At 64.1% G+C, this 14,013-nt stretch carries 11 protein-coding genes; 8 read left to right on the forward strand and 3 right to left on the reverse strand.

Annotated features, from left to right (window positions below; all coding sequences use genetic code 11):
- The first annotated feature begins 13 nt into the window (after window positions 1-13).
- From hisB to hisIE, 8 genes are all read left to right on the forward strand, one after another.
- The gene (gene hisB, locus MUW49_RS14065; RefSeq protein ID WP_042017604.1) at window positions 14-1,147 is read left to right on the forward strand and encodes a bifunctional histidinol-phosphatase/imidazoleglycerol-phosphate dehydratase HisB; all 1,134 of its coding nucleotides are present in this window, start codon (window positions 14-16) and stop codon (window positions 1,145-1,147) included.
- Window positions 1,147-1,770 (forward strand): imidazole glycerol phosphate synthase subunit HisH, encoded by a 624-nt coding sequence (gene hisH / locus MUW49_RS14070; protein WP_113978456.1) that lies wholly within the window; start codon window positions 1,147-1,149, stop codon window positions 1,768-1,770. The genes hisB and hisH overlap by 1 nt, the downstream gene beginning before the upstream one ends.
- Window positions 1,771-1,775: 5 nt before the next feature.
- The gene (gene hisA / locus MUW49_RS14075) at window positions 1,776-2,522 is read left to right on the forward strand and encodes a 1-(5-phosphoribosyl)-5-[(5-phosphoribosylamino)methylideneamino]imidazole-4-carboxamide isomerase (protein WP_010674689.1); all 747 of its coding nucleotides are present in this window, start codon (window positions 1,776-1,778) and stop codon (window positions 2,520-2,522) included.
- A 132-nt stretch (window positions 2,523-2,654) separates the two neighbouring features.
- Window positions 2,655-3,764: a two-component system response regulator gene (locus tag MUW49_RS14080; protein ID WP_010674688.1), complete on the forward strand. Its 1,110-nt coding sequence runs from the start codon at window positions 2,655-2,657 to the stop codon at window positions 3,762-3,764.
- Entirely contained in the window at window positions 3,757-5,895 is a 2,139-nt protein-coding gene (locus MUW49_RS14085) for a PAS domain S-box protein (RefSeq protein ID WP_113978458.1), read from the forward strand. Before MUW49_RS14080 ends, MUW49_RS14085 begins: the two co-directional genes overlap by 8 nt.
- A complete protein-coding gene (locus MUW49_RS14090) occupies window positions 5,892-9,857 on the forward strand; it encodes a PAS domain S-box protein (RefSeq protein ID WP_113978459.1) in 3,966 nt (1,321 codons plus the stop codon). Before MUW49_RS14085 ends, MUW49_RS14090 begins: the two co-directional genes overlap by 4 nt.
- A 178-nt stretch (window positions 9,858-10,035) precedes the next feature.
- Window positions 10,036-10,809: an imidazole glycerol phosphate synthase subunit HisF gene (gene hisF / locus MUW49_RS14095; protein WP_010674684.1), complete on the forward strand. Its 774-nt coding sequence runs from the start codon at window positions 10,036-10,038 to the stop codon at window positions 10,807-10,809.
- Window positions 10,802-11,437 (forward strand): bifunctional phosphoribosyl-AMP cyclohydrolase/phosphoribosyl-ATP diphosphatase HisIE, encoded by a 636-nt coding sequence (gene hisIE, locus MUW49_RS14100; protein WP_029314506.1) that lies wholly within the window; start codon window positions 10,802-10,804, stop codon window positions 11,435-11,437. The genes hisF and hisIE overlap by 8 nt, the downstream gene beginning before the upstream one ends.
- Before the next feature lie 92 nt (window positions 11,438-11,529).
- Here the strand turns inward: hisIE and MUW49_RS14105 are convergent, their stop codons facing one another.
- The 3 genes from MUW49_RS14105 to MUW49_RS14115 form a co-directional block, all read right to left on the reverse strand.
- Window positions 11,530-11,850 carry a hypothetical protein gene (locus MUW49_RS14105; protein ID WP_042881380.1) on the reverse strand — a complete coding sequence of 107 codons (321 nt, stop codon included), beginning with the start codon at window positions 11,848-11,850 and terminating at the stop codon, window positions 11,530-11,532.
- Between the two features lie 66 nt (window positions 11,851-11,916).
- Complete coding sequence (locus MUW49_RS14110; RefSeq protein WP_193550731.1) at window positions 11,917-12,615, reverse strand: YafY family protein; 699 nt, start codon at window positions 12,613-12,615, stop codon at window positions 11,917-11,919.
- Between the two features lie 190 nt (window positions 12,616-12,805).
- Window positions 12,806-13,945, reverse strand: a complete 1,140-nt coding sequence (locus tag MUW49_RS14115; protein ID WP_280520808.1) for an AMP-binding protein — start codon at window positions 13,943-13,945, stop codon at window positions 12,806-12,808.
- Between the last annotated feature and the right edge of the window lie 68 nt (window positions 13,946-14,013).

A 14,013-nucleotide genomic window follows, 5' to 3' on the forward strand; every position in this document is an offset into this window, starting at 1 on the left:
CAAGGATGTAGCGATGAAAACCCCGTTTTTGTTTATCGACCGTGACGGCACCCTGATCGAGGAGCCGGTCACCGACAAGCAGGTGGACAGTCTTGCGAAGCTGCGCTTCGAGCCCATGGTGATACCTGTACTGCGTGAGCTCCAGGCCGCCGGCTACGTGCTGGTGATGGTGACCAACCAGGATGGGCTCGGCACCGCCAGCCTGCCCCTTGAAAACTTCCAGCCGCCTCACGACCTGATGATGCACCTCTTCGAATCCCAGGGCGTCACCTGGGAGCAAGTGCTGATCTGTCCCCACTTCCCCACCGACGGTTGCAGCTGCCGCAAGCCTCACCTTGGGCTGGTGAAGGAGTATCTCGCCTCGGGCCGCATCGACTTTGCCAACTCCTTCGTGATTGGCGACAGACAGACCGACATCCAGCTTGCCGAAAACATGGGCATCCGCGGCATACGCTACCACCCGCAAGATCACGGCTGGACTGCCATTCGTGATCAGCTGCTCTCCAAGGGGCGCGTGGCCGAGGTGGAGCGCTACACCAAGGAGACCCGCATCCAGGTGGCGGTGGATCTCGACAAGAGCGGTGGCAACCAGATCGCCACCGGCATCGGCTTCTTCGATCACATGCTGGATCAGATAGCGACCCACGCGGGCTTTCGCCTCAAGCTCAAAGTGAGCGGCGATCTGCACATCGACGATCACCACACGGTGGAAGATGTGGGATTGGCGCTGGGTCAAGCCCTGCGCCAGGCCCTTGGCAACAAGCGCGGCATCGGCCGCTTCGGCTTCGTGCTGGCGATGGACGAGGTGCAGGCGGTGATCGATGGGCGTCCCCGCCAGGAGGCTGACAACACCTCGCTGACCGAGCTGGACGTGGCCACGGCGCTGGATCTGAGCGGCCGTCCCTACTTCGTGTTCGACTGCCCGAGCGGCTTTGGTCGCGACAGCGTGGGAGAGATGGCCACCGAGATGGTGCCCCACTTCTTCCGCTCCCTCTCTGACGCCATGGCCATCACCTTGCAGATGAAGGTGGGCAGCGGCAACACCCACCATCAGGTGGAGGCGCTGTTCAAAGGCTTTGGGCGCGCCCTGCGCCAGGCCATTCGCGTGGAAGGGAGCGAGCTTCCCTCCAGCAAGGGGGTGCTGTGATGGGGAAACAGAACCTGGTCATCATCGACACCGGCTGCGCCAACCTCGCCTCGGTGCGCATGGCGTTCGAGCGCCTCGGCGTGCAGCCCAGGGTGAGCTGCAAGGCCGCCGACATCGAGCAGGCGGACAAGCTGATCCTGCCCGGCGTCGGCACCGCCATCGCCGCCATGAAGAACCTCAATGAGCGGGAACTGGTGCCCCTCATTCGCGCCGCCAAGCAGCCGCTGCTCGGTTTTTGCCTCGGCATGCAGATGCTGGCACAGGCCTCGGAAGAGAACATGAGCACCGATGGCAGCGAAGGAGCGCTCATCGACTGCCTCGGCATCGTGCCTGGCAGGATCCGCCTGATGGAGGTGGGCAACCTGCGCCTGCCCCACATGGGCTGGAACCAGATTGAGCACGACGAAACCCACCCGCTACTCAAAGGCATTCCCAGCGGCAGCTACTTCTACTTTGTCCACTCCTATGCGCTGGAGGTGACCGACGCGACCCTGGCGACCTGCGACTACGGCCTGCCCTTTACCGCCATCGTCGGGCGGGACAACTTCTTTGGCGCCCAATTCCACCCGGAGCGATCCGGCCCGGCCGGTGCCCGCCTACTGCAAAACTTTCTGGAGCTATGACAGGCATGATTATTCCCGCAATCGACCTCATCAACGGTCAGGTCGTGCGCCTCTATCAGGGCGACTACGGCCAGAAAACCGCCTACAGCGACAACCCGCAGGCCCGCTTCGATGACTATGTCAGCCAGGGGGCGGCGCAGCTGCACCTGGTGGATCTGGACGGCGCCAAGGATGCCAAGGCCCGCCAGTTGGCCCTCATCGCCCAGCTGCTGTCCGCTACCGAGGCACCGGTGCAGGTCGGCGGCGGCGTGCGCAGCGAACAGGATGTGGCAGACTTGCTGGCGGCCGGCGCCAGCCGGGTGGTGATCGGTTCCACCGCCGTCAAATCCCCGGATCTGGTGGCCAGCTGGATGGAGAAATATGGCCCCGAGCGCATCGTGCTGGCCCTGGATGTCAACATCGATGAACAGGGCAACCGCCACATCGCAGTGGCTGGCTGGCAGGAGAACAGCGGCATCTCCATCGAGGCGCTGATCGAGCGCTTCCTCCCCGCCGGACTCAGACACGTGCTCTGCACCGACATCAGCCGGGACGGTACCCTGGCGGGCACCAACGTCGAACTCTACCGGGATCTCTGTGCCCGCTACCCGAGCGTCGGCTTCCAGGCGTCCGGCGGTATCGGCGGCCTGGCGGATATCGAGGCGCTCAAGGGAACCGGCGTCAAGGGGATCATCCTAGGCCGAGCCCTGCTGGAGGGCAAGTTTGACGTGGCAGAAGCCATTCGCTGCTGGGGTGACGGCCGCGCTGCGTGACGCGCCCCTTTCCGGCATCAGACAGCCTGCCCATCCGGGCAGGCCTCTTTCTCCCCGATGGGGGCGAACCTTATGATTTGGCAGCAATTGGCTCTATACTCGACCTCACAGGGATAGCGTCATGGAAGACATATGTTGACACCTCACAACGCCACCATCCTGATCGTCGACGACTCACCCGAAAATCTGATGGTACTGACCGAATTGCTTTCGCCTCATTACCGCGTGCTGGCTGCGCAGAGCGGGGAAAAATGCCTGCGCATCGTCAGCGCGGATCCAAAGCCTGACCTCATCCTGCTGGATGTGATGATGCCCGGCATGGATGGTTATGAAGTGCTCAGGCAATTGCGTCAGTCCCCGATCAGCAGCCGTATTCCCGTCGTTCTGCTCACCGCCCTCGCCGACCCCCAGAGCGAGGAGTTCGGCCTCTCCCTCGGCGCCGCTGATTACATCACCAAGCCCATCAAACCGGTGGTCGTTCAGGCCCGGGTGCGTACCCAGCTGGAGGCCAAGCAGGCCCGTGACGGTCTGCAAAACCAGAATGCGGCGCTGGAAGCCGAGGTCGCGCGGCGAATGGCGGAAAACGACCTGATCCAGCAGGTCTCCATCCGCGCCCTCGCCCATCTGGCGGAGATCCGCGACCCCGAAACCGGCAACCATATCCTGCGCACCCAGGGCTATGTGCGTCTGCTGGCGAGCGCCCTGGCTGATCACCCCCGTTTCGCCGATACCCTGACCCCGGGTTACATCGACCTGCTGAGCCGCTCCGCACCGCTTCATGATATCGGCAAGGTGGGCATTCCCGACCACATCCTGCTCAAACCGGGCAAGCTGACCCCGGAGGAGTGGCAGATCATGCGCACCCACGCCAAGCTCGGCAGCGATGCCATCGAGGAGGCCGAACAGGACATGGAGCAGCCCCTGGCCTTCCTCACCCTGGCCAAGGAGATCGCCCACTGGCACCACGAGAAGTGGGATGGCAGCGGCTACCCGGACGGCTTGCAAGGGGACGCCATCCCCCTCTCGGCTCGCCTGATGGCGCTGGCAGACGTGTTTGACGCCCTCATCTGCGCCAGGGTCTACAAGCCGGCCATGAGCTACGACGAGGCTCGCGCCCTCATCCTCTCCGGCAGCGGCCACCATTTCGATCCCGATGTCGTGACCGCCTTCGATCGCCATTTCGACGCGTTCGTCACCATTGCCGAACGCTACCAGGATGGCAGCGAGGCCGTGGATGGCTGAGGCTCCTCTGACCCGGGCACATGTGCTCAACGTCGTGCTCACCTATGCCGCCGTGGCAAGCCTGTGGATCCTGCTCTCCGACAAGGCGGTGGAGTGGCTGTTCAGCACCCCTGCCCAGTTCGCCATGGCAAGCACCATCAAGGGCTGGCTCTTCATCCTCATCACGGCCCTCATGCTTTATGCCATGCTGCGTCGTCGCATCAGCCAGCCAGCGGTGACGCCCGCCCTCTCCCGGCGTCAGTGGATCCCCTTCCTGCTGCTCAACGGGCTCATCCTGGCCCTGACCGCCATGGCCATCGCCCGCAACATCGAACTGACCCGGGACACGGAAGTGGCCCGTCTCGAAGCCATCGCCGATCTCAAAAGCCGGCGCATCACCGAATGGCTCGACAACCGCGATCAGGATGTCCGCCAGATCATCGAGAGCCCGCGTTATGGTGCCCTGCCTCCTGATGGGCTGACGGCAAAGACACAGTGGCTGACACAACTGCAGGACGTCCTCTCGCTGCGTGGATTCCAGGGGGCGACCCTGCTTGATCCTGCCGGCCATATCCTGTGGCAGACCCCGGGGGCTGGCCCCGTGAATAGTCCCCTGCAGGCCGCCCTTTCCCGGGTTGAGGCAGGCAAGGTGCTCAGAGTGGCCCCCTATGTCGATGGAAAGGGATACGCCAGACTGGATTTTCTGGCTCCCCTCGGCCCGTCAGGCCACGGGACCACCGTCCTCGCGCTGCACATCATCGGTACTGACTGGGCCGATCGCATCCTTCGTACCTGGCCCATCCCAGACAGCAGCGGAGAAGCCATTCTGTTTCGCCAGCAGGGGGATCAGGTCCACTATCTGAGTAGCCTGCGCTATCGCCCGGAACCGGCTCTCACCCTGCACTATCCCGTCACCCACCCCACCCTGCTGGCAGCCCAGTATTTGCGGCTCGCCGAACGCGGCACGCCCCAGGTGCTTTATGGCCAGGATTACCGGGGCAGCGAGGTCTTCGGGGTTGTCTATCCGGTCATGAACACGGACTGGTACCTGCTGGCCAAGATCGACAAGGCGGAACTCTACCAGGCCACCTTCAAGGAGAGCGTCTGGATCGGTCTCATCGGCCTGCTGGTGCTCTTTGTCACCAACGCCGGCATCATCCTGCTGCGCCAGCACACCCGGCTGCAGATGGCCGAGCAGCTTCAGCACTCCCAGTCCCAGCGGCTGGAGGCGTTGCAACTGCTCTCCGCCATCGCCGACAGCTCGGAAGACGCCATCTTCGCCAAGAACAAGGAGGGCAGATACATCCTCTTCAACCGGGCCGCCAGCCAGTTTGTCGGCAAGCCGGTTGACGAGGTGCTGGGCCAGGATGATCTGACGCTCTTCCCGCCGCAGCAGGCGCAGATGCTGATGGCATCCGGGCGCCAGGTCATAGAGCGCAACCGGGTGCAGACCGAGGAGGAGTACCTGACCCTGCCCGATGGCGAGCATGTGTTTCTCGCAACCAAAGGCCCCTTGCAAGACAGCGAGGGGCAGGTGATCGGGATCTTCGGCATCTCTCGGGACATCACGGACTTCAAACGGGCCGAGGCCGACTTGCGAGAGCGCGAGGGGCTGTTCCGTGCCCTGGTGGAGCAATCCCTTGCCGGGATCTACATCATCCAGCAGGGTCGGCTCTGCTACATCAACCCCTGTTTTGCCCGACTGTTTGGCTATGACACCCCGGGGGCGCTGATCGCCGTTGGCCAGTTACACGCCCTTGCCGCTCCCAAGGACAGCACCAGGGTCGCCGAGCTGGTGCACGCGTGCGAGCAGGACGCGCGCGATATCCACACCCGCTTCAGTGCCCTGCATCAGCACGGGGAATCCCTGGAGGTCGAGCTGTACGGGCGGCGCGTCGACTACCTCGGCCAGCCCGCCATCATCGGCATTCTGCTCGATGTCACCGAACGGGAGCAGGTTGAACAGGCCCTGACCCGCCAGGCCAGCGAGCTGCGCCAGCAGAACCATGAGCTGGAGCGGTTCAACAAGGTGATGGTGGACAGGGAGCTCGCCATGCTGGCCCTCAAGCACCAGATCAACGGGCTCTCCCGTCAGCTCGGAGTGCCGCCCCCCTATCCCCAGGCCCCCATGCCACCGGAGGATCTCCCATGATGAGCTGGTCACCCCTGTGGCATGTGCGCCCCTCTACCCAGCGCTGGGGGATCTCCCTGCTGGCCGTGCTGCTGCCCGTTCTGATGTTGCAAATCCGTGTCCAGCTGCCCATCGCCTTTGGTGAGCGACCGCTGCTGGTTCTCTTCATGCTGCCCATCATCGTCTGCGCCCTGTTGGGGGGCTTGTTGCCTGGTCTGCTCTGCACCCTGATCACCGCCCTGGTCACCAGCTATTTCATGCTCCCCCCCATCTATTCACTGAGTGTCGAGGCTGGCCAGGATCTGGTGCAATGGTGCCTGCTCATCGCCAACGGTCTGCTCATCAGCGTGCTCAGTGCCGCCTTTCATCGCGCCCGGGCCAGAGAGGTCCTGCGCTGGCAGGAGCTGATGAACACCCAGAACCAGTTGCAGCAGAGCGAGAACCGCTTCCAGGTCACCTTCGAACAGGCAGCGGTCGGCATCGCCCTGGTCTCCCCCGATGGACACTGGCTGCGTGTCAATCAGCGGCTGTGCCACATCCTGGGCTACCGGGCCGACGAGCTCACCGGGATGACGTTCCAGCAGTTGACCCACCCGGACGATCTCTACCTCGATGAGGCCCATGTGGCCCGGATGCTGGCGGGAACTATCCCCCACTACACCCTGGAGAAGCGCTACCTGCACAAGGGGGGCGAGATCATCTGGACCACTCTGACGGTGGCCCTGGTGCGCGACGCCGAAGGCAATCCCGACTACTTCATCTCCATCATCGAGGACAACCGGCAGAACAAGGAGACCGAGGAGGCGCTGCGCCGCAATGAAGCCATACTGCGCGAGTCCCAGCGTCTCGCCAAGATAGGGAACTGGCGCTGGCGCGTGGCCGATGACAGCCACTTCTGGTCACCGGAGATCTATCGCATCTATGGCCGGGATCCGGCACTCCCCCCCGCCGTCTATCCCGAGGTCAGAAAATACTTCACCCAGGAGGGGTGGCACACGGTGGCCCAGGCCGTCGAGCGCTGCAGGCTGGACGGGCAGCCCTACGAGTGCGATGCCGAAGTGATCACGGAGCAGGGGGAGACCGCCTGGGTCATTGCCCGTGGGGCGGCGCTCAGGGACAGGGATGGCACCATACTCGAGCTCTACGGCACCGTGCAGGACATCACGGAGCGCAAGCTCGCGGAGCAGTGCCTGCAACACAATCAGCAGATGGCGCTCGATACCCAGCGTCGTGCTCGCCTCGCAGCCCTGAACCTGATGGACGACGCCATCAGTGCACGGGTGCGCGCCGAAACCGTCAGCAGCGCCCTGCGCGAGAGCGAACAGCGCCTGCTGATGGCCCAGGAAGGGGCCCATGTCGGCATCTGGGAATGGGACATGGTCAGCAACCGTCTCTTCTTCTCGCCGGAATGCGCCCGCCTCTATGGCCGCAGTGCCGAGGCGCTCGGCGAGCTGGCCGCCTGGCAAGCCTGCCTGCATCCGGATGACAGGCCGCACATCGAGCAGTTGCTGGCGGAGCGGGCGGTCAGCGGCGCCCCCGTCGAGCTGGAGTTCAGGATCCTGCTGCCAGATGGCGGCATCCGCTGGCTGGTGAGCAAAGGGAGCGTCTATCGGGACGCCCAGCAGCGACCCGTGCGCCTCCTTGGCATCCATCTGGACATCACCCAGAGCAAGCTGGCCGAGCAGCAGTTGCGCCAGTTGTCCCTGGCCCTCGAACAGAGCCCTGACGGCGTCTTCATCACCGACACCCGGGCGCGCATCGAGTACGTCAACCCCGCCTTCCTCGCCGCCAGCGGTTACCAGCAGCACGAGGTGATAGGCCGGACCCCGTCCCTGCTGCGCTCGGGCCTCACCCCGGATGCCAGCTATGTCGCCCTGTGGGATGCCATCAACCACGGCCAGCGCTGGCATGGCGAATTCATCAACCAGCGCAAGGATGGCTCCCACTACCAGGTGCTGGCCACGGTGTCGCCGATCCGCCAGGAGAGCGGTGAAATCACCCACTACGTCACGGTCCAGGCCGACATCACCGAGAAGAAACAGCTCGGCGAGGAGCTGGACCAGTATCGCTACCACCTGGAGGAGATGGTCAACGAGCGCACCCGGCAGCTGGCCCAGGCCCACCAGCGGGCCGAAAGTGCCAACCACGCCAAGAGCGCCTTCCTTGCCAACATGAGCCACGAGATCCGCACCCCCATGAATGCCATCCTGGGGCTCACCTATCTGCTCAAGCGCGACACCCGGGATCCCACCGACCTCGAACGGCTGACCAAGATAGACACTGCCGCCCAGCACCTGCTCAGCATCCTCAACGACATCCTGGATCTCTCCAAGATCGATGCGGGCAAGATGACGCTGGAGCTGACCGATTTCACCCTCACCGCCATGCTGGACAACGTCCGCGCCCTGATGAACGACCAGGCCAGGGCCAAGGGGCTCACCATAGTGACGGACATCGGCGATACCCCCGCCTGGGTGCACGGCGACATCACCCGCCTGCGCCAGGCCCTGCTCAACTATGCGACCAACGCCATCAAGTTCACCGAGCAGGGAACCGTCACCCTGCGCGTCAGGCTGGCCCGCCCCCTCACCACCGGCTACCTGCTGCGCTTCGAGGTGGAAGATACCGGCATCGGCATCACCCCTGCGCAGCGCGAGAAGCTGTTCCAGGCGTTCGAACAGGCGGATGTCTCCACCACTCGCAGATATGGCGGCACTGGCCTTGCAATCACCAGCCGGATCGCCGCCCTGATGGGGGGTGAGGTCGGAGTCACCAGCGAGCCAGGCCAGGGAAGCTGCTTCTGGTTTACCGCCAGGCTGTTCAAGGCAAAAGAGGACGCTCCTTCCCGGACCCCGTCCGAGCAGGGGAACCAACAGGCCTTCAGCTTCCCTCGCCACGCCCGGATCCTGCTGGTGGAAGACAACGCCATCAACCGGGAAGTGGTGCTCGAGCTCCTGTGCCACAGCGGCCTCGTCATCGAGACGGCCGTCAACGGCCAGGAGGCCCTGGCCCTCGTCAGCCAGCACCCCTTCGACCTCATCCTGATGGACATACAGATGCCAGTGATGGATGGCTACAGCGCCACCCGCGCCATCCGGGCCCTGCCCGGCATGGACAGGCTGCCCATCCTGGCGCTCACCGCCAGCGCCTTCGAGGAGGACAGAAAGGCGAGCGCATCGGCCGGCATGAACGATTTCATTGCCAAGCCCGTCACCCCCGCCAAGCTGTTTGAAGCCCTGCAGCGCTGGCTGCCCCAAGGCAAGGTCCCCGAGCTTGCCCCGGACGACAGCACTCGCCATCCCGTGACAGGCCCCCTTGCCCGCCTGCAGGCACACCCGGGTCTGGATCTCGACCAGGGGCTGGCGGCCCTCAACGGCAATCAGGAGAAATACCTGGCCCTGCTTCGCGACTTCATCCATGAGCATGGCCAGGACATGACCCGGCTGCACCGCCACTTGCAGGCCGGGGAGCACAGCGATGCAACCCGCATGGTCCATAGCCTGCGCGGCGTGGCGAGCACCCTGGGGGCACATGAGCTGTCGCGCCACTGCCTGGCCCTGGAGCAGGCCATCGCGGACGGCAACACTGAGCCCACCGGACTCATGTCATCCATCGATGAAGAGATCGCCGCCCTTTGCGCTCTGCTCGGGGACGATCTCGCCGCCCCGACCACCGATCTGGTGCCTCTGGGGGATCAGTGGCGCCAGCAACTGCTGGGCCAGATGGAAGCCCTGCTGGTGCAAAGCGACACCGCCGTGATCCCCCTCTACGAGCAGTATTCCGGTCCCCTTCGCCTCATGCTGGGGTCTCGCAGCGACACCCTGACCAGGCAACTGAAGGCGTTTGATTTTGATGCCGCCCTGCTCACCCTGCGCCAGCATATGGCAACGGACGAGACCCACCCGGACGATCGGGCTCCCCTCCCCGAGGCGCCAGCCTGCCATCCGGGGCAGGTCAAGGGCGACAAAGGGTTGAATCACTGAATGAAGTCATGCATATAGTGGGGTGCCCAGAGGCGACGAGACGGCCTGCCGGGCCTGTCGTTTCTCCCTTCATGGGCCCCCGTTCAAGGCATGCCAACCCTGTTCCCGTCCGCCGCCCGGGCCAACGCCGGCGGCAGAACGACGTTTCTTTAACCGTGCTTTACATGGAGCAATGAGCATGTTGTCAAAGCGTATTATCCCCTGCCTCGACGTCAAAGATGGCGTGGTGGTCAAGGGCGTGCAGTTTCGCAACCACGAGGTGATGGGCGGCATTGTCGACCTCGCCCGCCGCTACGCCGCCGAGGGCGCCGATGAGCTGGTCTTCTATGACATCACCGCCTCGAGCGACGAACGGGTAGTAGACAAGAGCTGGGTAAGCCGGGTGGCGGAAGTCATCGACATCCCCTTCTGCGTCGCCGGCGGCATCAAAAGCGTGGAGGATGCCCGCCAGATCCTGGAATTCGGTGCCGACAAGGTCTCCATCAACTCCCCCGCCCTGGCCGATCCCACCCTGATCACCCGGCTCGCCGAGCGCTTCGGCGTGCAGTGCGTGGTGGTGGGTATCGACTCCTACTTCGATGCCGCCCTCGGTCAATATCAGGTCAAACAGTTTACCGGCGACGAGAGCCGCACCCGCACCACCACCTGGACCACCCTGGAGTGGGTACAGGAAGTGCAGCGCCGGGGCGCGGGGGAGATAGTGCTCAACGTGATGAACCAGGACGGCATGCGTCAGGGATACGACCTTGAGCAGCTCAAGCTGGTGCGCGCCGTGTGCAAGGTGCCCCTCATCGCCTCCGGCGGCGCCGGGGCCATGGCGCACTTTCGCGATGCCTTTACCCTGGCCGACGTGGACGGGGCGCTGGCCGCCTCCGTGTTCCACAAGGGCCTCATTCCCATTCCCGAATTGAAACGCTGGCTGAAAAACGAAGGAGTCGCCATCCGTGAATAATCAAGCAGTAGACAATGCATTGCCGCTGGCCGAGCGCCTGGACTGGGCCAAGTGTGAGGGCATGATCCCCGCCATCGTCCAGCATTCCCTCAGCGGCGAAGTGCTGATGCAGGGCTTCATGACCCGCGAGGCGCTGGAAAAGACCCAGACCACCGGCCAGGTCACCTTCTTCAGCCGCAGCAAGCAGCGCCTGTGGACCAAGGGCGAGAGCTCGGGCCATGTGCTCAAGCTCGTCGCCATCACCACCGACTGTGATCAGGACTCCCTGCTCATTGCCGCCGACCCGGTCGGCCCCACCTGCCATCTGGGCAACCCCTCCTGCTTCGACGGCCACCCCGTGCCGCCGCTCGGCTTCCTGGCCGAGCTCGAACAGATCCTGGCATCACGCAAAGGGGCAGATCCCGCCACCAGCTACACCGCCAGCCTCTATGGCAAAGGCACCAAGCGCATCGCCCAGAAGGTGGGTGAAGAGGGGGTGGAAGTGGCCCTGGCCGCCATGGCGAAAGACAGAGAAGAGCTCATCAACGAATCCGCTGACCTGCTCTACCACCTGACCGTCTTGCTGCAAAACGAAGGCTTGGGTTTGAAGGATGTGGTGCAGCGCCTGCATGAGCGCCACACCAAGTAATTATTGAATTCTGTTCAACAAAACGGGCCCTGTGGGCCCGTTTCATTTCATGATTGTCCCCTCGCCGGGGGATGGCAGGCCCCGCGCCGCCCTCAGCCGATACGGGTCCAGAAGCTCATGTTGACCGAGTGATGGTCAAGCAGGGTCAGGTACTCCCCTGCCACGTCGTTGTGCAGCCACTGCTGGCAGTAGGCTTCCACCAGCGACTGGCTGGGGGCCATCACCACGTCCGCATAGAGGCCGTCGGCGCCGCGCAGCAGGCAGTGCATGATGAGCCCGGATTGCTGGACAAGAAACTCGGACTCGACCCGCCGTGACAGGGCGAGCAAATCAGCCTCCGTCACCCCTTCCCTGAGCCTGAAGGTGGCAAATTCGACGCCCCCTGCCTCTTGCATGTCACCCTTGATGATCATCTCGTTTTCTCCGTTGTGGATGGTCTGGAGAACCCAGCATAACGAAGGGCTACTGACAGCCTTGTGTCAGTCCTGAATGACCTTTTCGGCGCCACTGCGCCCAGGGGGAAACGCGTCCGACTGGCGCAGGGCAAGGTAATCGGCCAGGGTCGCGCCAGGTGGTGCCCCTTCTCCCGGTCGGCACGGCGCCAGGGTGTCGATGCGATCCACCCTGAAATCCCGGTAGGCCCGGCGCAGCGCACACCAGGCGCCGAGCGTCCAGCATCCGCCCCAGTAGAAGAGCCCGAGGGGAAAGAGCTGGCGTTCCGTCCTGCTGGCGCTGGCATCCCGGTAACCAATGTGCAGCCAGTGACCGGCCGTGATGGCGTCGTGCAACCTGTCCCAGCGAGCGTATGCAGGGTGCGCCGTGGAATAGTCCGGCACCCGCACCACGGGGACGCGAGGTGCCCGAGCCTCCTTGGCGGGCAGCGCCGCCTCAATCTTGGCGAGCAGGGCGCGGGCCGGATCGGCCATCCCCTTGCCCGTCAGCACCGCCACCAGGTTCACCCCGGTGATGAGGGCCTCCAGCTCGGCCGCACTCAGTTGCAACGGGGCCATTTCGAACCCCTCGCTCAGCCGATAGCCCAGCCCGGCTTCCCCGTAAACCGGAATGCCCGCCAAAGAGAGATCGTCGATATAGCGGTAGATGGTGCGCTCCGACACGCACAGGCGCGTCGCCAGATCCCGGGCGGTCAGGGGTTGATGCGCCCGCAGCAGGTTGGTCAGTTGAAACAGTCGATCCGATTTTCTCACAGGCATCCTCAGGCTCGCGGGACATGGCAGGCATGGTAAGCCGGAACGGGCTCGAAAGGCACGTCTTGTTGGCTGGCGACCGCTACCGGCGAGGCCCTGCTTCTTTACATCGCGCAACACAAAACGGGCCCGCAGGCCCGTTGATGGCGCGGCGCCTTTGTCGTCACGCCAACTGCTTGCGCAGCATGAATTTTTGCACCTTGCCGGTAGAGGTCTTGGGCAGCGGGGTGAAGATGATGCGCTTGGGGGCCTTGAAGTGGGCCATCTGCTCGCGGCAGAACGCAATGAGCTCGGCCTGGGTGAGCTCGCGCCCCTCCTTGAGCTTGACGAAGGCGCAGGGCACCTCCCCCCAGGTCTCGTCCGGCATGGCGATCACCGCGGCTTCTTCCACATCGGGGTGGCGATAGAGCACGTCCTCCACCTCCAGGCTGGAGATGTTCTCCCCGCCGGAAATGATGATGTCCTTGGATCTGTCCTTGATCTCCACATAGCCGTCCGGGTGCCAGACCGAGAGATCCCCGCTTCTAAACCATCCCTGTGCCATCGCCTCCTCGCTCGCCGCCGAGTTCTTGAGGTAGCCCTTCATGACGATGTTGCCCCGCAGCACTATCTCTCCCAGGGTTTTGCCATCCATGGGGACCGGCTCGCCGCTGACGGGGTTGATGACCCGCATCTCCCCTTGCAGGGGGGAGGCCACCCCCTGACGCGCCTTGAGACGGGAGAGCGTGGTGGCATCCTGCCCCTGCCAGCGTCTTTGCGGCTCGCACACCACGCAGGGGCCATAGGTTTCGGTGAGGCCATAGACATGGGTCACGGCGATCCCCATGGCCTCCATGCCGGCGATCACGGTGGCGGGCGGCGCTGCCCCCGCCGTCATCGCCTTGACGGGGTGTTCGAGTCCCTGTTTGAGGGCCGGATCGGCATTGTTGAGCATATTGAGCACGATGGGGGCGGCGCAGAAATGGCTCACCTTGTGTTCGCGCAGCGCCCCGTAGATGGCCGCCGCCTGCACGTGGCGCAGACAGACGCTCACCCCGGCGGTGGCCGCCAGGGTCCAGGGGAAGCACCAGCCGTTGCAGTGGAACATCGGCAGGGTCCAGAGGTAGACCGGGTGCTTGGGCAGCTCCCAGGAGAGGGCATTGTTGACCGCATTGAGGTGGGCGCCGCGATGGTGATAGACCACCCCCTTGGGGTTCCCCGTGGTGCCGGAGGTGTAGTTGAGGGAATTGACATCCTCCCCCACCTTAGCGCTTCGCGTCACAGGAGGGGGATTCCCATTACTGGGTGATAGCTGCTCGCGCAGTACCGGGTTCCTGCTTCATCGGGCGGCCTGATTGCACCACGCCTCCACAGGCTAAAACGGCGTGTCCC

The sequence above is a fragment of the Aeromonas sp. LsrichE-8G genome, from assembly GCF_022869435.1.
GTDB classification, from domain to species: Bacteria; Pseudomonadota; Gammaproteobacteria; order Enterobacterales; family Aeromonadaceae; genus Aeromonas; species Aeromonas caviae.